The organism is Thermococcus sp. (assembly GCF_015523185.1).
In the GTDB taxonomy this organism is placed as follows: domain Archaea; phylum Methanobacteriota_B; class Thermococci; order Thermococcales; family Thermococcaceae; genus Thermococcus.
This window is the reverse complement of sequence record NZ_WAKV01000049.1, coordinates 1-17,816: the sequence shown is the minus strand read 5'-3', so window position 1 is coordinate 17,816 and position 17,816 is coordinate 1. Positions and strand designations below refer to the sequence as shown.

The window sequence follows — 17,816 nt, the reverse complement described above, 5'->3', positions numbered from 1 at the left end:
GGATGCTTGACGGGATTGTCAACGGGCCTCAGCGCGCCGGTTGGACATGCTTGGACGCAGATGTAGCACTTCCTGCAGTTTTCGGGGTGTGCCATGAAGGGCCTAAGGCGAACTTTGTATTTGACCCCGAAGAGGCTCACCTTCATTGGGACTACTTCCCAGATTTTGTCGCTAAATGGACAGACGTAGATGCACTCATCGCCACCTCCACATATCGGGTAGTGTATCACCAGAGGGGCCGTCTCCTTCATCTTCTCATAGTACTCCTTCCAGTCAGGGACGCTCATGCTCTCTCACCGAGAAGAAGGAGTTTTATTTTCCGGGCACACTCACGGAACGTGCTTTCCAACTCCTCCCTTTGGGCTTCGTTCAGGTTATCGATGCTCTTAAACAGCTGCTTGAAAGCCTCCTTGAGTTCTTCTCCCCCGAGTTCTAGAAATGCCTTGTACGCGAGGAGTTTTCTTTTTATGTCGTTAAGTTCCTTCTCGTTTTTATTTAGATATTCGATGCCCCTTTCGGTTATTTGGTATGTCTTCCTGTCTCTGTCGCCGGTTTCCACCACCTTAATAAGACCACTTCTTTTCAGTGATGATAGGATTGGGTAGACAGTTCCAGCGCTCAGCTTTATCCCATACAGCCTCTCAACTTCTGCCATTATGCCGTAGCCGTGGTTTGGGTTCTTCAACAGTTCAAGGATTATGAGTTTGAGGGCTCCCTTAACATAGGGCTTCTCCATAGGACCACCTGATATATCGAACGACATATCGTTTAAAAGACTTTTGGCGCTAAGCTTTTTTTCTAAATGAATATAGTGTTTACCTGGGTGATATAATGAGACTCGTTCTCAAGCCACTCTTTGAGGCGGAGCTAACACCGGACTTCGCGGAGGTAATAAGGAGCAAGCTCCTTGGGAAAGAAGTGAAAACTGGTGAGGAAATCGTTGTTGAGCTTATTGGAGAACCCCTAAGGTTCAAGGTTCTACTTGCTGAGCCGTCCCCCCTCAAGGTGACTGATTCCACGAAGATAGAATTCTCGACGGGAGACCTTGACGTAGTTAACGTGGAGTTCGAGAAGGAAATTGAGGACGTTATAACCTTCGGGAAGGGTTTTGTTGTGGTTCTCGGAAACGAGGTTGTGGTTCTCTCAAAGGACGGGCAAAAGCTTTATAGTGAGGAATTCAAGCCCCTTAAAGGGATTAGAGTAACCGAAGATTCGGTGGTGGTAATTCATGGCTCGGGAATCAAAATCATTAGACCTTAGTGCCTTCACCTTTGACGAGAGTTGGGACGAAAAAAGGATACGCGCCGGGAAAATAGTTGAAATTCTCATGAAAACCTATCCAAGGGAGAGACTCCTCATAGGGGACCCCTACAGAACCCTAATCCATTGCATAATCTCCCAGAGAATGAGGGATGAGGTTACCTACCGTGTCTGGGAGGAGCTCTTCAAAAAATACCGTGACATCGAGACGATAGCCTCAACGCCAGTAGAAGAGATGCAGGACTTCCTGAGGAAGCATGGGGTTGGCCTCTGGAAGACCAAGGGCGAGTGGATTGTCAAAGCTTCCCGGATAATCCTTGAGAGGTACAACGGAAGGGTGCCCGATGACATACACGAGCTCATGAAGTTGCCAGGCATAGGGAGGAAGTGCGCCAACATCGTTTTAGCCTACGGCTTTGGGAAGCAGGCCATACCGGTTGATACCCACGTCAACAGGATAAGCAAGCGCCTTGGCCTGGCCCCACCAAAGGTTCCTCCGGAGAAGGTTGAGGAGTACCTAAAGGGACTGGTTCCAAAGGACAAGTGGATTTACGTGAACCATGCGATGGTTGACCATGGAAAGAACATATGCAAGCCGATAAAACCGAAGTGCAGTGAGTGTCCCCTCAGGGAACTCTGTCCCTACACTAAGGGGCTAGTAAAGGATGAGGATATAAAATGAAACTCATTCCTCGCCAACCTCTTCCCCTGCCAGCTTCCTGAGCTTATCCATGTCGGAGCTCACCGCTATTAAAACGTCCCCTTCTTCGATGGTGTCTTTTCTTCCCGGGTTGTATATGTACCTTTCACCACGCTTTATGGCCAGAATCCTCGTTCCAATCTTGCTTGGTAGTTTAAGCTGTTCCAGGGTCTTCCCGATGAGAACCGAACCGGGCCTAACGGTAACTCTCCCAAGCTCCTCCTCAGTGTCCTCCATTATCTTCCTGATTATCGGGTGGGGCTCGATGTCGCGGAGTATTATGTCCGCTATGCCGTAAGCGGCGTCACTTATGCGCTCGTTTATGTCCGCCAAATCTATGATACTCAGCAGGCTTTCAGGGTCTTCCTCCTTCTTTGCGAGGCGGAGGGTGAGCTTCTTGACCTTTAAAGTCAGGTCGTCCATCTTCTCCTCAAGTAGATAAACCTCCTCCGCTATGTCCTCGCTATCGTACATAACCGATGAAAACGCAAGGTCAATCATCAACGCGGACAAATCCTTCATCTCAACGAGGCAGTTCCTAATCTCGTCGAACTCATTCATTGGGCATCACCTTGATGTTCCCCCTCGCTATCTCCTTCAGGTAATCAAGGGCCGTTCTCGTCCCCCTGCCGATGAGGATGTCATTGGGGAATATCTTCGTGTCTTCGTCCGGGTCAAAAATCCAGCGCTTTCCGCGTCTTATTGCTATTATTCTGACTCCGGTGTTCGTTGCCAAGTCGAGCTCCTCAAGGGTCTTGCCCACAAGGATTGACTCCGGGGAGACGACGATTTTCCCTATCGTTTCCTCGCTCTCAAGGATTACCTCCGTAACCAGGGGGTGAAGCTTTTCCTCAAGAACCATCTTTGCCAAATCCCCGGCAGCATCGGAGATGTCATCTATCGAACGGGCCATCTGGAGTATTGACGTTATCTGCTCCGCCTCCTTCATGTTCCTCGCCGCAAGAACGGCCCTGACTGTGAGGTTGTAGTTGAGTATATCTAGGTACTCTTCGAGCTCTAAGACTTCCTCCGCCATTTCCTTTTCCCTGAAGAGAACCGCCGAGTAGGCCAAATCAATCATAAGTTCTGCGGTATTTTTCATCTCAACAAAAATATCTTTAACGTTCTTGGGAACCTCAACTTCGTCCCATTCTTCCACCCCTTCTTCACCGGGCTTAACTTGGGTGAACGCCTATTTAACTTTTCGGCCAAACGTTTAAATTATTCCACTCAAGCTCTCTTAGATGTCGTTTGATGACAAGGTTCAAAGTGCCTTTAAGGTGTCCCTTCCTTCGCTGATAGTCTCGTTAGTCATAGGTTTCTTCGGTGGGACCTTTCTCGGAAAGTACCTCGACAGAATAAGGCGTGATTACCCGGGACTGCTTATTATCCTGCCGGGAATGATGGGCCTTAGGGGGAACGTCTTCAGCTCGATGGCCTCGCGCTTTTCAACGATGCTTTACCTTGGTGGACTCAAACCCTCTGTTAAAGATAGAAAGGTCCTTGAAAACGTCGTCATAGCGATGCTCATCTCTCTAATTCCCGTGAGCCTCCTCTGGGCAATCGGTGTAATCAGGGGCGTTCGTTATCACGCAATCGAAATTCTCTTCATAGTCATCGGCTCAACGATACTGGTCTCTTTAATCCTTGGCTATTTCACAGCCGGAATAACAATATTTGCCTTCAGGCGCGACGTTGACCCCGACAGCCTTGTAGCACCATTGGTCGCGTCAATGGGCGACCTCCTCACAATTCCAACGCTCGTGGGGTTCATCCTCCTTCTTGAGAGGGATGTGAGGGAGTTCTGGGCTTTGAACGGCTTTTTGATTGTCATGCTGTTTTTCCTTTTGGCAGTTTCGCGCGTTGGTCCCGCCAAGTTCAGGGAGTATAGACAACTCTTCACGACGATAACGGCCTTGGCAATGCTGAGCCTCGTTTCTGGCTTCACCTTAGAGCGCTTCAGCGGGCTGATAGCTTCGAGCGTAATCCTCGGCTTCGCTTATCCATCTATACTCAGCTCCTTCGGTAACTACGGCTCAATCGTAGCTGCGAAGACCTCAACGAAGCTCAACCTCGGTGAGATTGAGAACTATCTCTCGAAAGAGCTCCTCGAGGAAATCCTGGCGCTCCTGCTAACAACTCCAATAATAGGGCTCCTCATAGGTTTTTTCAGCTCGGGTATTTCCTACCTCCTCCTGGGGGTTAAGCCAGGAATCCCCCTCCAGCTCGTCCTTACTTATCCTTTCATGGCACTTTTCATAATGCTCTACGCCTACTCAATCTCCTACGTTCTCTTCCAGCACAACATTGACCCCGACAGCGTCGCGATTCCACTGATAGCTAACAACAGCGACATTTTTGGCACGATATACGTCGTTGCCATAGCCGGGCTGATGGTGGGAGCATGATTGGGCTTTCAATGACTTCATACCGAGGTAGGACGCTGGAGGAGTTCGAGGGCTGGCTGGAAAATGTAGAAAAACTCGGCTTCGACTTCGTTGAGCTGGTGAGTGAGTGGCCCAACTTCCTCACGAGGGAAACGTGGAAGGCCTACGCAGATGTTCTTGGGAGCTTTGACCTCAAGGTTACCGTCCACGCGCCTTTCAGCGACGTTAACATAGGCTCCCTCAACGAAAAAATAAGGCGAACTTCCCTCGAAATCCTTAGGGAAACCCTTGACGTTGCCTCCAACTTAAACGCCCTCGTAGTTACGATTCACCCGGGCCACTGCTCCCCCGCTAGCAGAAAGTTCCGCGGGGACTACAACAGGGTACATAAAAGTTCCCTCCGCGAGCTTGAGAAGTACTCGAGAGAGTTTGGAGTTTTGGTAGGGGTTGAGAACATGCCGAGCTTCCCAATCCTCGATGTTCAAATGCCAGAGAGACTGGCCGAGCTTTTGGAGGGAACGGGCTTGGGCGTTACCCTTGACATGGGACATCTCAACACCGTTGGCTTTCCCTTCGGGAGGTTTTTGGAACTTCTCGGGAGAAGAATCGTCCACATCCACCTTCACGACAACTCCGGGGAGAGCGACCAGCACTTTCCCCTCGGAAAGGGGACGATTCCATGGGAGAAAGTCCTGCCCAGGCTGAGAGATTTCACGTGGGCCCTTGAGGTTACTAGCATTGAGGACGCCCGGGCTAGTCTGGACTTTTTGAGAGACATTGGTGAGCTTTGAAGTCCATTAAAGTTCACTTTTACAAAACGCAACCCTTTTATACATGCCTACCGAAAAAACCCCCTGAGAACTTCTGGGGGGAAGTGTATGGCGGAGAAGATAGTTGAGGAGCTCAGGCCCTTCTTCGACCCGAAGGCGGTCGCTATCATCGGTGCAACCAATAAAAAGGGGAAAGTAGGCAACGTCATCTTTGAGAACTTTAAATCTAACAAGGAGCGCGGGATTTTCAAAGGGAACATCTATCCTGTGAACCCAAAGCTCGACGAGATTGACGGCTACAAGGTTTACCACAGCGTTGAAGAGCTCCCCGATGACACCGATTTGGCCGTTATCTCGATTCCCGCACCCTTCGTTCCGGATACTATGAGACAAATAGCTAAGAAAGGCATTAAAGCTGTCATAATTATCACCGGTGGGTTTGGAGAGCTCGGTGAAGAGGGCAAGAGGCTCGAACGCGAAATCTATGAAATAGCGAAGGCCCACGGCATCAGGATAATCGGTCCCAACTGTGTCGGTGTTTATGTTCCCGATACGGGTGTTGATACCGTCTTCCTGCCAGAGGAGAAGATGGACAGACCCAAGAGCGGACCGATAGCCTTTGTCAGCCAGAGTGGTGCCTTTGCCGCGGCGATGCTCGACTGGGCCGCTGGGGCGGGCATAGGAATCGGTAAGATGGTCAGCTACGGCAACAAGCTCGATGTTGATGATGCCGATTTGATGGACTACTTCATCCATGACGACGAGATAAAGGTCGTCACCTTCTACATCGAAGGCGTTAAGGACGGAAGGAAGTTCATGGAGAGCGCTAAGCGCATTACAAAAGTCAAGCCCGTCATCGCTTTAAAGAGCGGAAGAACTGAATACGGTGCTAAAGCTGCGTCAAGTCACACTGGCTCACTCGCTGGAGCGGACGCGATTTACGACGCGGTCTTCAAGCAGACTGGAATAATTAGGGCTGAGGACTTTGAGCACATGTTTGACCTGGCCAAGGCTTTCGCAGAGCTCGTCCACAAACTCCCGAAGGGAGATAGGATAGGCATAATCACCGACGGCGGTGGCGCTGGGGTCATGGCGAGCGATGCCGTTGCCAAATTCGGCCTCAAGATGGCCGAGCTGAGCGAGGAAACCAAGAAGTTCCTCAAGGAGAGGTTCCCGCCACACGCCGTCGTCGGCAATCCGACTGATGTGGTAGGAGACACCGATGCAGAGCGCTACCGTTTGGCTCTCGAAGCCTTCACGAAGGACCCGAACGTTGATGCGATAGTCGTTATCGTCCTCTTCCAGGTGCCTCTCCTCGAGGAGGAGAAGGCCATAGAAATAATAGCCGACTACCAGAAGAAGAGCGACAAGCCGATTGTGGCTGTTGCCATGGGTGGCAGGAAGACTGACCGCTACGCGAGAATGCTTGAGGAGAGGGGCGTTCCCGTTTATCCGACCCCAGAAAGGGGCGTTCGCGCCCTGGCCGGTCTTGTCAGGTACGCTCAATACTTGAAAAAAGTTAAAGGGGACTGAAGCCGGGTGGTGGTACCATGAAGGAGGAGGCGCTCAAAGTTATTGAGTCCGTCCTGTCTCAGGGCAGGACTGCTATGGTTGAGTACGAGGCGAAGCAGGTTTTAAAGGCTTACGGTCTCCCCGTGCCTGAGGAGAAGCTTGCCAAGACCCTCGATGAGGCTCTCAAGTACGCGGAGGAGATAGGATACCCCGTTGCCCTGAAACTCATGTCTCCCCAGATACTCCACAAGAGCGATGCGAAGGTCGTCATGCTGAACATAAAAACCCCCGAGGAGCTCAAGCAGAAATGGGAGGAAATACACGAGAACGCGAGGAAATACAGACCCGATGCGGAAATCCTCGGCGTTCTGGTTGCCCCTATGCTGAGACCTGGCAGGGAGGTAATCATCGGCGTCACTGAGGACCCACAGTTCGGTCATGCCATAATGTTCGGCCTTGGTGGAATCTTCGTCGAGGTCCTCAAGGACGTCACCTTCAGGATAATACCCATAACGGAGCGCGACGCCAGGAAGATGATAACCGAGATAAAGAGCTACCCGATTCTCGCTGGAGCGCGCGGTGAAGAACCGGCGGACATAGATGCCCTAGTCGACCTTCTCCTTAAGGTCAGTCAGCTCGTTGACGAGCTCAGGGACTACATCAAGGAAATGGACCTCAATCCAGTCTTCGTCTACGAGAGGGGCAAGGGCGCTGTAATAGTTGACGCCAGAATCATCCTCAAGGAACCGAAGGGAGAAAAGTCAGAGATAAGCTCTGAATACAGGGAGAGATGCGCTTAATCGCTCTTCGCTCTTTCTCTTTCCTCGGCCTCTTTTTCCTGCCTATAGACCATCTCGATGTAGCTTAGGATGTCGTGCATTATGAAGAAGCTTATTGCCGCGTCGATGGCCGAGTAGATGTTCCCCGAGATTAGGTAGAAGATTGCGATAAAGAGGTTAATCGCGATGTAGATAAGGGCGACCTTTATCGCGGTTCTGTTCTCAACTCCAACGCCGTAGGCCAGAAGGAGGTTCAACAGGCCGAAAGAGAGGTAAACGATGGAACTCCAGTAGTAGGCATAGCCAAGGAGGAGTATCCCGTTTATTGTGAGCAGGTACGTGGCAAGCTTTGGCGGTTTGAGGTTGAGCATGAAAAAAGTTGGGAAGGGACTTTAAAGGCCTTCGGTCATTCAAAAAACTCAACGTACTTGAAGCCGTCGTCCGGGAAAATCAGCACGGTGGTTTCTTCTGGCGTTAGCTCCCTCATTGCCCAGTAAACTGCCCCGGAGCTCAGGCCGACTAGGATTCCGTCGAGTCTCGCCACCTCCCTGACGCCTTTTATGGCCTCCTCGAGCGTTACCTCGACGATTTCATCGACGTATTTTATCCACTTCTGTCCTGTCTCGGGCCTCTTTATCCCGGGGATTTTCTCCCCCCTGGCCGGAACAATGCCCACAACCCTCGTTCCGTAGCGCTCCTTGAGATAGCTTCCAATCCCTGCTACGTGGCCCGAGGTTCCAATTCCTGCTATTAAAAGCTCTGACCTCTTTCTCACACTCTCAAGTTGCTCCGCGATTTCTTTTCCGGTTTCCCTGTGCGCTAGAAAGTTGTTCTCATTCTCGTACTGGTTCAAGTTAATAGCTCCGCTTTTTCTGGCTTCTTCCTTGACGAACTCAACCATCTCCTGACTTATCGTTTCAAAGTCCGTTAGAACAACCTCGGCTCCAAGAACGCTGAGAAGGGCCCTAGTTGCCTTCGGAGTTGGCTTCGGCAAGTATGCCCTGAACTTTATCCCAAGAACGTTGCCCAGAGAGGCAAGTGCAATTGCCGTGTTGCCTGAACTCGCTTCAAAAACGCTCTCGAAGTTTCTGCCTTCAAGGGCCGAGAAGAGCAGTCTATAGGCGGTTCTGTCCTTTATGCTCCTGCTGAAGGGGTTAAAGAACTCCAGCTTGGCAAAAGACATCCCCCCTCGTTTTCAGCCTGAGGAGGGGTGTCGGCTTGTACTTCTCAAACATCTCAATGCTGTTCTCGAACACGTTCATTGCCTTCACCGGTCGTGCTTTTGGTAAAGGCCTTAAAAACATTCCTAAAACGTTCGGTTGTGGGCAAAAATGTGTACTCAAATGTTGGCCTTTCTAAATAATCTGCCGAAGGATTTTTATGAACTCTTTGGGGGAGCCCCTGACTATCGGATACCTCGGCGTGAAGGGGCAGGGGGGCTCTTTGCGGGAGCTTACCTCGAAGGTGCCTATTCTCTTTGCTATGCTCACTATCTCCTCCTTGTCCATGCCTATAAGGGGCCTGTAAATCGGCAAATCGCTCGCCTGACTGACGATGTACATGTTCTCAAGGGTTTGAGATGCAACCTGCCCGAGGGAATCGCCGGTGATTATTGCCCTAACACCGACCTCATGTCCAATCCTGCAAGCTCTTCTAATCATCAGCCATTTGCAGAGTACACACGTCCACCTCTCTTTTCCCAGCCTCTTCAGCCTCTCAAAGGCCGGAACGTGCTCCTCTGTGAAATCCACTATAAGTGGTTCGCCGAGGTTTCCATACCTCCTGAGAATCTCCCACAGCTCAAGGACCTTTTCCTCCTTGGTGGAGTCCTGCCTGAAATGAACCGGAATGACCTCAATTCCCTTCCTGAGCATAAGATAAACCGCGACAGGTGAATCTATGCCCGAGCTGAGCAGTGCAACGGCTTTCATGCGAAAAAATTGGAAAGGGCTTTTATGAGGTTTTCTTCAACTTGGGGTTTCAAACCTTCCAATAGCCTAGACAACCTTCCAGAGCTCGTCGCTTTCGGGTCTCCACGCGGGTCTTTCTTCACTGTTCTCCACTATAATTCGTTTGTCCTCGGCCAAAAACTCGCCTATGATACTCGCCGTTATCCCACGACTTAGCAGTTCTTCTACCGTTTTCTTTGCCAGGTCCCTTGGAACTGAGGCGAGAAGAACTCCCGAGCTTATGAGTGCGAGGGGATTTATGCCGAGGTAGTTGCAGAGGGTTTTGGTCTCCTCCCGGATTGGGATTCTATCGACATAAACCCTGAATCCTAAGCTGGAGGCATCGGCTATCTCGTGGAGACCGTTGAGGATTCCACCCTCCGTGGGGTCGTGCATCGCGTTTGCAACATTCCTGAGAATCCGGGCCTCGGGCAGAATGCTGAGGTAATCGATAAGAGTCGAGGCCCTCTCTAGAAGTTCTTCGCCAAGAATGGGGAAAAGCCTTTCGCGAAGTTCCTCGGCTATTATTGAGGTGCCCTCAAGACCCGCCCACTTCGTCATCACTATTGCGTCCCCGGGCTTTGCCCCATCGGGCCTGACGAGTTTTTCCGCTTCGCCGAGCATCGTCCCGACCACTATCGGCCTGTCGAGGCCGAGCGTCACCTCAGTGTGACCACCAACGACGGCAACGCCGAGTTTCTCAGCCTCTTGGGATATCTCCTTGATTATCTCCTCCAAAAGTTCCTCGCTGGAACCCTCGGGCAGGAGTACCGTGACCAGAAACCACCTCGGTTCAGCTCCCATGACAGCAACGTCGTTTGCGTTAACGTGAACCGCGTAGAAGCCTATCCTCCTAGTTGCGCCAGTTATCGGGTCGCTTGATGCAACGAGCGTTCCATCGACGTTCATTGCAGAGCTATCTATCCCAACACCGGGGCCGAGAATGACTCCCTTTCCCTTCGAAGGAACTCTCGAAAGAACGAGCTTTTTCAGAAGCTCGGGGGGAAGTTTTCCGGGCTTCATGCTCCCACCGGAAAAAGTTGTCGGAAGAAAAGAAAAGCCTTTAGGTGTAGTAGTACTCACCCCTCTCCTTCTGCTCCCTGTCCTTAACGCTTCCCTCTTTGTTGGCCCTTGGTCTTCCAGTGTCTGGGTCGCGTCTGAAGGTTATTCCTACCGAAGCCAAAAACCTGTTCATGCCCTCGCGCATACCCATCGGCTTGCTCGCCCTACCAAACCTGCCCGGCTGTCCCTCGAAGACGATTAGTCTGTCGCTCACGTAGTCAACCATCATTACGTCGTGCTCGACTATCAAAGCCGTTTTCTCATTCTTGGCCATGAGCGAGCGTATCGCCTTTGAAACTGCCAGCCTCTGCTCAACGTCAAGATGGGCGGAAGGCTCGTCGAGGAGGTAGAGGTCAGCGTCCCTTATCAGACAGGCCGTTATAGCAACCCTCTGGAGTTCACCGCCGGAGAGCTCATTAACGCTCTTGTCGTAGAGTTCAGGAATACCCAGTGGGTTGAGGAGCTCGCTCTTGTAGAAACTGCTCATCAGCTTGCTTGCGTCGATTTTACTCAAAAGCTCGTAAACAGTTCCCTCGTAGTCTGCCTTTATGTGCTGGGGCTTGTAACTAACTGTCAGCGACCAGTCAACTTCTCCTTCAGTTGGTTTTTCGACTCCAGCAAGCATCTTCACGAAGGTTGTCTTACCGATTCCGTTTGGGCCGACTATTCCGACGACCTCACCAACGTAGAGCTCTCCTCCATCCGCCTCAAGCCTGAAGGAACCGTAGTCCTTAACTAGGGACGGGTATTCAACAAGGATTTCACCTTCTTGGCTCTTTCTCTCGCTCTTCTTGCTGAAGTTTATCTCGTAGGGTCTGAAGCGGACGTTTTCGTCCCTGAGATAACCGCGAAGGAACTCGTTTATGCCGTTTCTTGTTGATTTTGACTGAGAGAATATACCATAAGCTCCGGGCTTACCGTAGACCACGTGAATTATGTCGCTCATGTAGTCGAGTATCGCCAAGTCGTGCTCGACCGTTAGAACGTTCTTACCTGAATCGGCCAACCTTCTTATGATTTTGGCAATCCTGAGCCTCTGTCTTATATCGAGGTAGCTCGAAGGCTCGTCAAAAAAGTAGAACTCAGCATCCCTGAGGAGGGCGGCTGCTATAGCCACTCTCTGAAGTTCGCCACCGGATAGTTGTTTTATGTCCCTGTCGAGTATATCCTCGAGCTCAAGCTCCTTGACCACTTCCTCAAACTTCCCACTCTCATCGGCCCTCTTGAGGAGGTCGCGAACCTTACCCTTAACGGCTTTTGGAATCAAATCAATGTACTGGGGCTTGACAACGGGTCTTATTTCTCCGTTTTTCAGCCTCTCGAAGTAGCTCTGAAGTTCGTTTCCACGGAAGGCCTTTATCACATTGTCCCATGAATCGTTATCGGAGCAGAGGTTTGGAATCAACTGTCCTGAGAGGATTTTGACGGCTGTGGTTTTGCCGGTTCCATTGGGTCCGAGGATTCCGACGACCATTCCCTCCTTGACTACCGGAAGGCGGTAGAGGACAAAGCCGTTAACTCCATAGCGGTGGACACAGTCCTCATCGAGCTGTTCCGGCAGGTTGACGATGTTTATTGCATTGAAGGGGCATTTATGGACACAGATTCCACAGCCGGTACAGCTGGCCTCCTGAATTACCGGCCTGTAGTTCTCCTCGTCTATGATTATCGCCTCACCGCCCATTCTGTTGACAGGACAGACTCGCTCGCAGAGGAAGTGACCGCACTTGTCGGGGTTACACTTGTCGTAGTCAATGACCGCTATCCTCGCCATTTCCACCACCGGGTTAGGCTGAGGGGGAGGATTTTAAAGGGTTGCGGGATTATTACCAAACTTGAACTCCTGTTCCATTGTCTCGGATGTGATGCAAAATGACATCAATCCTCAAGCATAAATAACGCCCTCAGTCCTACCCTTCCCTTCGTCCGCTCCCTCAAAAGTTCCATCAGCCTCTCTGCCTCGCCCTTCCTCGTTTCGACGGTGAACTTCACCAGCTGGCCGTATTCCTCCCAGATAATCCTCCCACCGGCGTCCTCAACGGTTTTCTTTACTGCATGGAAGAGGTTATAGGGGAAGGTGGCCTCGAAGCGTTCCGTTTCATAGACATCAACGATTCCCGCCTTATCTATGGCCTGCTTGCCGCGTCGCTGTACGCTTTAACAAGCCCGCCGTAGCCGAGCTTCATGCCACCGAAGTAGCGCGTAACCACGACCACGACGTTGCTCAGCCCTCTGTTCTGAATGACCTTTAGGACGGGCTTTCCGGAGGAGCCCTTGGGCTCGCCGTCGTCATCATAGCGAACCGCGAAGTTCCTGCCGTCGTTAATAATATAAGCCGAAACGTTGTGGGTCGCGTCGCCGTGGTGGGTTTTGATTTTTGCTATGAATTTTCTCGCTTCTTCCTCCGTCTTGGCCGGCGAGGCGTAGCCTATGAATACTGACTTCTTGACGATGAGCCTGGCACTTCCAAAGCCCTTTAGCGTTTTGTAGCCCATTTTCCCTTTCATCTCCTCAGGGTAGCGATGAGCTTCTTCTCGTTAAGAAGCATCTCGATTGCATCCCTAACATCTGTGACGACGATGTCACTGGCAAGGAGCGCATCGACGCTCGCTCCCTCGTTACCAATCACGCAGAAGGCTAACTCCGCCCTCTCAAGCATTGCGACGTCGTTGTTCCCGTTTCCAACTGCCACATACGGGGCGTAACCATCCGCTATTTTGGCCTTCTCTGCACCGCTTGAGACCCGTTCTAGCTTAACCGGAAGTCCCTTAAACTCCTCTTCGAGTGTTCCGAAGGTGTCCGCGCTAAGAACAACTACAGTATAGCGGTCGGCAAGCTTCACAAGGAGCTCCTTAACGTCCTCGGGGACTTTTCCTTCCTTTCCTAGGGTTCCGTTCAGGTCGAAGAGAACAGCGTTAAATTCAAGCTTTCCATAGCCGGGAATCTCCATAATACCACCCCTCTAGGGTTAAGTGCAAAGTTTTTAAAGCCTTGACCCCCATCTGCATCCGATACATAACCGACGAGTTAGGCTATAACTCTGGGGGATAAGAAATGAACCCATTCCTGGCGAGGCTTCGCGACAGGGATGTCCTCGTTCGGCTCAATGCTTTCATCCTCAGTTACTTCGGCTGGATAACCTTCGGGGTTCTGTATGGATATATTGGAAAGTGGAGCGTTGACGTTACGCGGGAGTTCCTTAAACTACCGCTCACGTCAAAATCCCTCGTGGTCGGCCTTCTGGACTTTACGAAATCGTTGCCCCCCTTGTACTGGCTCCTCAGGATGGTATACTACTTCGGTTTTGCCGGCTCGATTGGATTTATGGTGCTCTACATCCTTCTCTACCTCTGCGACCTCCAGACCTCGGACGAGCTCCTTGCAAGGTATATAATGGCCTACGCGGGGGCAGGAACAATCTATCTGCTCTTCCACATACATGCCCCCCACTACGTCTACCACATCCCCGGATATTCAATGGAGAACACACTACTCACGAGGCAGGAGTTTGTCCTACCGTCGCTCCATAACACCTTCGCGGCAATAAACATCATAACAATATGGAAATACCGCAGGCGTCTCGGGGGGAAAGCCCTGTTGGGGGTCAACACCCTCATCCCCTTTGCTACTGTGCTTCTCGCTCACCACTGGATATATGACGTCATAACGGGCTTTCTCCTGGCGATAACCGTCTCAAAGATAACGAGTGGCTGGGCCGTTAGAATACCGCGGTGCATCTACACGCTTGAGCTCAAGTCCCTCGGGGCAATTACGATGGTTAACCTTGCTCTCGCCACGTTGATGTTACTCGTGGCCCTTGACCCCCGGAAGTGGATTCTCCTCATAAAGAGCATCTTGGGTCAGCCCTGAGAAAAGCTTATAAATTATGGTTCTTTCCCATAGAACGGTGCCGGGGTAGCCTAGCTCGGCAGGGCGGGGGACTCGTAATCCCCAGGTCCCGGGTTCAAATCCCGGTCCCGGCTCCATCATTTTACAAGAAAACCGCTTTTTATCGTCACTTTCGCTTTGGTGGGCTTTTCTGACATTATAACCAGATAGAACTGACCGTTAGTGGGGCTTCTCCAGAGCTTTTTAACACTTGTAACATCTTGTGCGTACAAATAACATAAGGCCCCTTTTCCGCTTTCCAGCCTCGATAATCCGGTTGAGTCCGTGATGCAGACTGTCACAGGTTCGGACGATGAGACGTCGAGGGAAACGGTCAGAAAGCCACCCCCAATCGAAACGTACTCCGGGGAACTAGGGCTAACGGAAAGGTAGTAGGTGGCGGTTGAACCGGTAGCCACTACGAAACCGATGAACACGACTGCCACCACTGAGAACGCGAAGACCATCGCGGTGAGCCCCTTGTTGCCCCTCGCACCCTTCGTTACGTTGAACATATCACTGCCACCATTAGAAAATCCACAATAATCCTTTATAAACCTTGAAGTTTAAACAATCCAAAACTAGAGAGTAGTTACAAAGAAGGACTTAAAGGCCATAAAATTGGAAGGTATCCAAAAAGTCGTTAAAAGAACTCATAAGTTAAGCCTTTTGAGAACATCCTTCGCCTTTCTCTCAAAGTCCTCCTTATCCTGATACTCCCAGTAGTGCTCACCGCTTGGAAATTCTCCAACTTTAACCTCGCGGTTGTAGTCCTTAAGGGCCTTTATAATGACCTCGTTCAGGTTGGCATAGCGTTTCGCGAAGGGCGGTGAGTTCTCATAGATTCCAAGGACGTCGTGCCATACAAGAACCTGCCCATCGACCCATGGCCCGGAGCCTATCCCTATGGTCGGAATTGAAACTTCTTCGGTTACAAGTTTTGCAACATCTGCTAGGGTAAACTCAAGGACAACGGCAAAGGCTCCTGCCCTTTCAAGGGCCTTCGCGTCCCTAAGAATCTCCTCTATTTCTTCTTCCGTCTCACCCATAATTCTGTAGCCACCGAGCCTGAGGTATCGCTGGGGCGTTAAACCCGTGTGCCCTATGACCGGAATTCCCATTCTTACGAGCTTTTTCACGAGCTTCTCGTGGTCGGTACCGCCCTCAATCTTCACTGCATCAGCTCCGGCCTGAATCAATCTTACGGCGTTCCTAACGCCCTCCTCAACGCTCACCTCATAGCTGGAAAAGGGCATGTCCGCCAAAACCAGTGCTCTCTTTACAGCCCTTGCCACAGCCCTCGTGTGGAATACCATCTGCTCCATGGTCACGTTCAGCGTGTTCTCATCGCCGTAAACAACCATCCCAAGGGAATCGCCAACGAAGACGATGTCAATCCCTGCTCTATCGGCCAGAAGCGCGGAGGGATAATCGTATGCTGTAACCATCGTGATTTTCTCCCTCCCCTTCATCTCGCGGATTTTTTTCGGTGTTACCTCCCTCATGCCACCACCGGTGTCTTTTCGATGGCGGTCTAATTAACGGTTTCGATTGGTGGGGTTTATAAGTCAGATGGCTAGAACTAAACGGGGAAACCACATGAATGAGGTGTAAAAGTTCTTTGAACCCATAAACGTTGATGGGATTTCACTTGGAAAACTCATCCGAAGATGAGAGACGATAGAGAAAGGAGAATTATGGGTGAGGTGGGGGAAATGAGAACCTGGGAGCATTACGAGCACACCGCTGACATAGGCGTTCGCGGTTATGGTTCAACCCTTGAGGAGGCCTTTGAGGCGGTAGCGCTTGGCCTTTTCGACGTTATGGTTGACGTGAAGAAGGTCGAGCCGAGGGAGTGCAGGGAGGTAGAGGTTGAGGAAGAGGACTTGGAGGCACTCCTCTATTCGTTCCTTGAGGAACTCCTCGTGCTTCATGACATGGAGGGGCTTGTATTTGGAGACGTGAAGGTCGAGATAGAGAAGACAGAGGATGGGTACAAACTCAAGGCTAAGGCCTGTGGTGAAGCGCTGAGCGAGAAGCACGAGCCAAAGGAGGAAGTGAAGGCCATAACCTACCACGACATGAAGATTGAGAAACTGCCCGATGGAAGGTGGATGGCGCAGTTCGTCCCGGACCTGTGAGGTGGTTCCATGAGCGCGAGGGACATCATTAAAGAGTCCAATCCCGAATTCTACGAGCGCTACTCAAAGCTCGAAGATACCGACGAGTTCTGGGAGTTTTTGATAAAGCCCCTCAGGCAGAGCATAAGGGTGAACACTCTCAAGGCCCCGCTGGAGGTTGTTGTTGAGAGGCTTAAAGAGGAGTTCGAGCTTGAACCTATCCCATGGGTGAGGGAGGGCTTTTTCATCAACGTAGACAACCTTGCGAAGGTCCCGGAGCACGGTTTGGGGTTGATATTCGGCCAGGAGGCAAGCTCGATGATTCCACCCGTTGTCCTAAACCCGAGGCCGGGCGAACTAGTTTTGGACATGGCCGCGGCGCCCGGCTCCAAGACGGGTCAAATTGCCCAGTATATGGAAAACGAGGGGTGTATAGTAGCCAACGACCCAAACAGGGACAGGGCAAATGTACTCATAGCGAACCTCAACAGGATGGGAGTCCTCATAGCGAGAGTCACAACGAGGGATGGGGCGAAGTTTGCGCGCTTTGAAAGCACCTTCGACAGGGTTCTGCTCGATGCCCCATGCTCCTCCGTCGGAATGATAAGGAAGAGCTGGCGCTTCCTGAGGGAGTGGCGGGAAAAAGCGGTCATCAAGTACATGAACATCCAGAAGAGACTCATCATAGCGGGATACAAAGCCCTAAAACCGGGTGGAACTCTTGTTTACTCCACCTGCACGATAGACCCGCTTGAGAACGAGGAAGTCGTTGACTATCTGCTCAGAAAAACGAACGCCAGACTCGAACCCATAAAACTTCCCGTGAGGACGAGCGAGCCCGTTTTGGAGTGGGATGGAAAGGAGTATTCGTCCGAGCTGAAGAAGGCCTTACGAATACACCCGAACGACAACGACACCGAGGCGTTTTTCATAGCGAAGATAGTCAAGCCGGGTGATAGGGATGAGTGAGAACCCAAGGAAGGAGATAGGGAAGACGAGTGATACTGAACTCGTGAAAAAGCTCCTCCTCGAGAACTACGGCTACGCTCCGGAGTTAATCTATGAAATCAGAGGCAACCATCAGAAAGTTTACGCTTACAAGCCCTGCGAGCTGAGGATAAGCGACACCGGGCGGAGGGGGGTTTACTTCGGGAGGATTGAGAGCGATGGTATAAGGCTCACAATCGAGGGGGCCTTCCTCGTTGGGCCGAAGGCAACGAAGAACGTGGTTGAACTTGATGAAGAGAGGGCGAGGCGTTATTTAGCCGGAGAAAGCGTCGAGGTTGACGAAGGCGTTAATGGCTGGGTAATCCTCAGGTGGCGCTCCTACTTCCTCGGCTCGGCAAAGGCCAAGAACGGAAAGTTGCTCAACTACGTTCCCAAGGAGAG

22 protein-coding genes, 1 tRNA gene and 1 pseudogene are annotated in these 17,816 nt (G+C 51.3%); 11 read left to right on the top strand and 13 right to left on the bottom strand.

Annotated features, from left to right (window positions below; all coding sequences use genetic code 11):
• The coding region (locus tag F7B33_RS05520; protein ID WP_297073635.1) for a ferredoxin family protein at nucleotides 1–287 on the bottom strand (287 nt) is incomplete at its 3' end.
• Nucleotides 284–763, bottom strand: a complete 480-nt coding sequence (locus F7B33_RS05515; protein WP_297073632.1) for a PadR family transcriptional regulator — start codon at nucleotides 761–763, stop codon at nucleotides 284–286. The genes F7B33_RS05520 and F7B33_RS05515, both read right to left, overlap by 4 nt.
• A gap of 68 nt (nucleotides 764–831) precedes the next feature.
• On the opposite strand from F7B33_RS05515, the gene F7B33_RS05510 reads away from it, so the two are divergent.
• Nucleotides 832–1,260 (top strand): ATPase, encoded by a 429-nt coding sequence (locus tag F7B33_RS05510; protein ID WP_297064969.1) that lies wholly within the window; start codon nucleotides 832–834, stop codon nucleotides 1,258–1,260.
• A complete protein-coding gene (nth, locus tag F7B33_RS05505) occupies nucleotides 1,229–1,942 on the top strand; it encodes an endonuclease III (protein ID WP_297073630.1) in 714 nt (237 codons plus the stop codon). The genes F7B33_RS05510 and nth overlap by 32 nt, the downstream gene beginning before the upstream one ends.
• A 3-nt stretch (nucleotides 1,943–1,945) precedes the next feature.
• On the opposite strand, the gene F7B33_RS05500 is transcribed toward nth, so the two are convergent.
• Nucleotides 1,946–2,521, bottom strand: a complete 576-nt coding sequence (locus F7B33_RS05500; protein WP_297073627.1) for a TrkA C-terminal domain-containing protein — start codon at nucleotides 2,519–2,521, stop codon at nucleotides 1,946–1,948.
• On the bottom strand, nucleotides 2,514–3,119 hold the full coding sequence (locus F7B33_RS05495; RefSeq protein ID WP_297064960.1) for a TrkA C-terminal domain-containing protein: 606 nt from the start codon (nucleotides 3,117–3,119) through the stop codon (nucleotides 2,514–2,516). Before F7B33_RS05495 ends, F7B33_RS05500 begins: the two co-directional genes overlap by 8 nt.
• Nucleotides 3,120–3,204: 85 nt before the next feature.
• On the opposite strand from F7B33_RS05495, the gene F7B33_RS05490 reads away from it, so the two are divergent.
• The 4 genes from F7B33_RS05490 to F7B33_RS05475 all read left to right on the top strand — a co-directional run bounded on the left by F7B33_RS05490 (nucleotide 3,205) and on the right by F7B33_RS05475 (nucleotide 7,429).
• Nucleotides 3,205–4,368, top strand: coding sequence for a magnesium transporter (locus F7B33_RS05490; RefSeq protein WP_297064955.1), 1,164 nt, complete (start codon nucleotides 3,205–3,207; stop codon nucleotides 4,366–4,368).
• The gene (locus F7B33_RS05485; protein WP_297073625.1) at nucleotides 4,365–5,138 is read left to right on the top strand and encodes a sugar phosphate isomerase/epimerase; all 774 of its coding nucleotides are present in this window, start codon (nucleotides 4,365–4,367) and stop codon (nucleotides 5,136–5,138) included. Before F7B33_RS05490 ends, F7B33_RS05485 begins: the two co-directional genes overlap by 4 nt.
• A gap of 87 nt (nucleotides 5,139–5,225) precedes the next feature.
• Nucleotides 5,226–6,650 carry an acetate--CoA ligase family protein gene (locus F7B33_RS05480; protein WP_297073622.1) on the top strand — a complete coding sequence of 475 codons (1,425 nt, stop codon included), beginning with the start codon at nucleotides 5,226–5,228 and terminating at the stop codon, nucleotides 6,648–6,650.
• A gap of 17 nt (nucleotides 6,651–6,667) precedes the next feature.
• A complete protein-coding gene (locus tag F7B33_RS05475; RefSeq protein ID WP_297073619.1) occupies nucleotides 6,668–7,429 on the top strand; it encodes an acetate--CoA ligase family protein in 762 nt (253 codons plus the stop codon).
• Here F7B33_RS05475 and F7B33_RS05470 read toward each other — a convergent pair.
• The 7 genes and pseudogenes from F7B33_RS05470 to F7B33_RS05440 form a co-directional block, all read right to left on the bottom strand.
• Nucleotides 7,426–7,779 (bottom strand): hypothetical protein, encoded by a 354-nt coding sequence (locus F7B33_RS05470; protein ID WP_297064945.1) that lies wholly within the window; start codon nucleotides 7,777–7,779, stop codon nucleotides 7,426–7,428. The genes F7B33_RS05475 and F7B33_RS05470 overlap by 4 nt on opposite strands.
• Before the next feature lie 35 nt (nucleotides 7,780–7,814).
• Complete coding sequence (locus tag F7B33_RS05465) at nucleotides 7,815–8,591, bottom strand: PLP-dependent cysteine synthase family protein (RefSeq protein WP_297073617.1); 777 nt, start codon at nucleotides 8,589–8,591, stop codon at nucleotides 7,815–7,817.
• Between the two features lie 172 nt (nucleotides 8,592–8,763).
• Nucleotides 8,764–9,339, bottom strand: coding sequence for a hypothetical protein (locus F7B33_RS05460; RefSeq protein WP_297064941.1), 576 nt, complete (start codon nucleotides 9,337–9,339; stop codon nucleotides 8,764–8,766).
• 66 nt (nucleotides 9,340–9,405) lie between these two features.
• On the bottom strand, nucleotides 9,406–10,380 hold the full coding sequence (locus F7B33_RS05455) for an AIR synthase family protein (RefSeq protein ID WP_297064938.1): 975 nt from the start codon (nucleotides 10,378–10,380) through the stop codon (nucleotides 9,406–9,408).
• A gap of 40 nt (nucleotides 10,381–10,420) precedes the next feature.
• The gene (locus F7B33_RS05450) at nucleotides 10,421–12,193 is read right to left on the bottom strand and encodes a ribosome biogenesis/translation initiation ATPase RLI (protein WP_297073638.1); all 1,773 of its coding nucleotides are present in this window, start codon (nucleotides 12,191–12,193) and stop codon (nucleotides 10,421–10,423) included.
• Nucleotides 12,194–12,297: 104 nt separating this feature from the next.
• Nucleotides 12,298–12,914 (bottom strand): annotated as a pseudogene (locus F7B33_RS05445) (YigZ family protein).
• Nucleotides 12,915–12,922: 8 nt separating this feature from the next.
• The gene (locus F7B33_RS05440; protein WP_297064936.1) at nucleotides 12,923–13,369 is read right to left on the bottom strand and encodes an HAD family hydrolase; all 447 of its coding nucleotides are present in this window, start codon (nucleotides 13,367–13,369) and stop codon (nucleotides 12,923–12,925) included.
• Nucleotides 13,370–13,473: 104 nt separating this feature from the next.
• Here F7B33_RS05440 and F7B33_RS05435 point away from each other — a divergent pair, with 104 nt between their 5' ends.
• Both F7B33_RS05435 and F7B33_RS05430 read left to right on the top strand, forming a co-directional pair.
• Nucleotides 13,474–14,289 (top strand): phosphatase PAP2 family protein, encoded by an 816-nt coding sequence (locus F7B33_RS05435; RefSeq protein ID WP_297073614.1) that lies wholly within the window; start codon nucleotides 13,474–13,476, stop codon nucleotides 14,287–14,289.
• 39 nt (nucleotides 14,290–14,328) lie between these two features.
• A tRNA-Thr gene (locus F7B33_RS05430) sits at nucleotides 14,329–14,405 on the top strand.
• Here the strand turns inward: F7B33_RS05430 and F7B33_RS05425 are convergent.
• Both F7B33_RS05425 and panB read right to left on the bottom strand, forming a co-directional pair.
• Nucleotides 14,406–14,822, bottom strand: coding sequence for a hypothetical protein (locus F7B33_RS05425; RefSeq protein ID WP_297064930.1), 417 nt, complete (start codon nucleotides 14,820–14,822; stop codon nucleotides 14,406–14,408).
• A 138-nt stretch (nucleotides 14,823–14,960) separates the two neighbouring features.
• The gene (panB, locus tag F7B33_RS05420) at nucleotides 14,961–15,812 is read right to left on the bottom strand and encodes a 3-methyl-2-oxobutanoate hydroxymethyltransferase (protein ID WP_297064928.1); all 852 of its coding nucleotides are present in this window, start codon (nucleotides 15,810–15,812) and stop codon (nucleotides 14,961–14,963) included.
• A gap of 210 nt (nucleotides 15,813–16,022) precedes the next feature.
• Here panB and F7B33_RS05415 point away from each other — a divergent pair, with 210 nt between their 5' ends.
• From F7B33_RS05415 to F7B33_RS05405, 3 genes are all read left to right on the top strand, one after another.
• Nucleotides 16,023–16,448: an archease gene (locus F7B33_RS05415; RefSeq protein WP_297073611.1), complete on the top strand. Its 426-nt coding sequence runs from the start codon at nucleotides 16,023–16,025 to the stop codon at nucleotides 16,446–16,448.
• 9 nt (nucleotides 16,449–16,457) lie between these two features.
• A complete protein-coding gene (locus tag F7B33_RS05410) occupies nucleotides 16,458–17,396 on the top strand; it encodes a tRNA (cytosine(49)-C(5))-methyltransferase (protein ID WP_297064924.1) in 939 nt (312 codons plus the stop codon).
• Nucleotides 17,389–17,816 (top strand): hypothetical protein (locus tag F7B33_RS05405; protein ID WP_297073608.1); only part of this gene is annotated, 428 nt, incomplete at its 3' end. The genes F7B33_RS05410 and F7B33_RS05405, both read left to right, overlap by 8 nt.

Bases quoted from the DNA above. Each gene is read 5' to 3' on its own strand.
- F7B33_RS05450 (WP_297073638.1), bottom strand. From the start codon at position 12,193: ATGGCGAGGATAGCGGTCATTGACTACGACAAGTGTAACCCCGACAAG.
- F7B33_RS05410 (WP_297064924.1), top strand. From the start codon at position 16,458: ATGAGCGCGAGGGACATCATTAAAGAGTCCAATCCCGAATTCTACGAG.
- F7B33_RS05510 (WP_297064969.1), top strand. From the start codon at position 832: ATGAGACTCGTTCTCAAGCCACTCTTTGAGGCGGAGCTAACACCGGAC.
- F7B33_RS05490 (WP_297064955.1), top strand. From the start codon at position 3,205: ATGTCGTTTGATGACAAGGTTCAAAGTGCCTTTAAGGTGTCCCTTCCT.
- F7B33_RS05465 (WP_297073617.1), bottom strand. From the start codon at position 8,591: ATGTCTTTTGCCAAGCTGGAGTTCTTTAACCCCTTCAGCAGGAGCATA.
- F7B33_RS05480 (WP_297073622.1), top strand. From the start codon at position 5,226: ATGGCGGAGAAGATAGTTGAGGAGCTCAGGCCCTTCTTCGACCCGAAG.
- F7B33_RS05460 (WP_297064941.1), bottom strand. From the start codon at position 9,339: ATGAAAGCCGTTGCACTGCTCAGCTCGGGCATAGATTCACCTGTCGCG.
- F7B33_RS05470 (WP_297064945.1), bottom strand. From the start codon at position 7,779: ATGCTCAACCTCAAACCGCCAAAGCTTGCCACGTACCTGCTCACAATA.
- F7B33_RS05425 (WP_297064930.1), bottom strand. From the start codon at position 14,822: ATGTTCAACGTAACGAAGGGTGCGAGGGGCAACAAGGGGCTCACCGCG.
- F7B33_RS05455 (WP_297064938.1), bottom strand. From the start codon at position 10,380: ATGAAGCCCGGAAAACTTCCCCCCGAGCTTCTGAAAAAGCTCGTTCTT.
- F7B33_RS05475 (WP_297073619.1), top strand. From the start codon at position 6,668: ATGAAGGAGGAGGCGCTCAAAGTTATTGAGTCCGTCCTGTCTCAGGGC.
- nth (WP_297073630.1), top strand. From the start codon at position 1,229: ATGGCTCGGGAATCAAAATCATTAGACCTTAGTGCCTTCACCTTTGAC.
- F7B33_RS05415 (WP_297073611.1), top strand. From the start codon at position 16,023: ATGAGAACCTGGGAGCATTACGAGCACACCGCTGACATAGGCGTTCGC.
- F7B33_RS05440 (WP_297064936.1), bottom strand. From the start codon at position 13,369: ATGGAGATTCCCGGCTATGGAAAGCTTGAATTTAACGCTGTTCTCTTC.
- F7B33_RS05500 (WP_297073627.1), bottom strand. From the start codon at position 2,521: ATGAATGAGTTCGACGAGATTAGGAACTGCCTCGTTGAGATGAAGGAT.
- F7B33_RS05515 (WP_297073632.1), bottom strand. From the start codon at position 763: ATGTCGTTCGATATATCAGGTGGTCCTATGGAGAAGCCCTATGTTAAG.
- panB (WP_297064928.1), bottom strand. From the start codon at position 15,812: ATGAGGGAGGTAACACCGAAAAAAATCCGCGAGATGAAGGGGAGGGAG.
- F7B33_RS05485 (WP_297073625.1), top strand. From the start codon at position 4,365: ATGATTGGGCTTTCAATGACTTCATACCGAGGTAGGACGCTGGAGGAG.
- F7B33_RS05435 (WP_297073614.1), top strand. From the start codon at position 13,474: ATGAACCCATTCCTGGCGAGGCTTCGCGACAGGGATGTCCTCGTTCGG.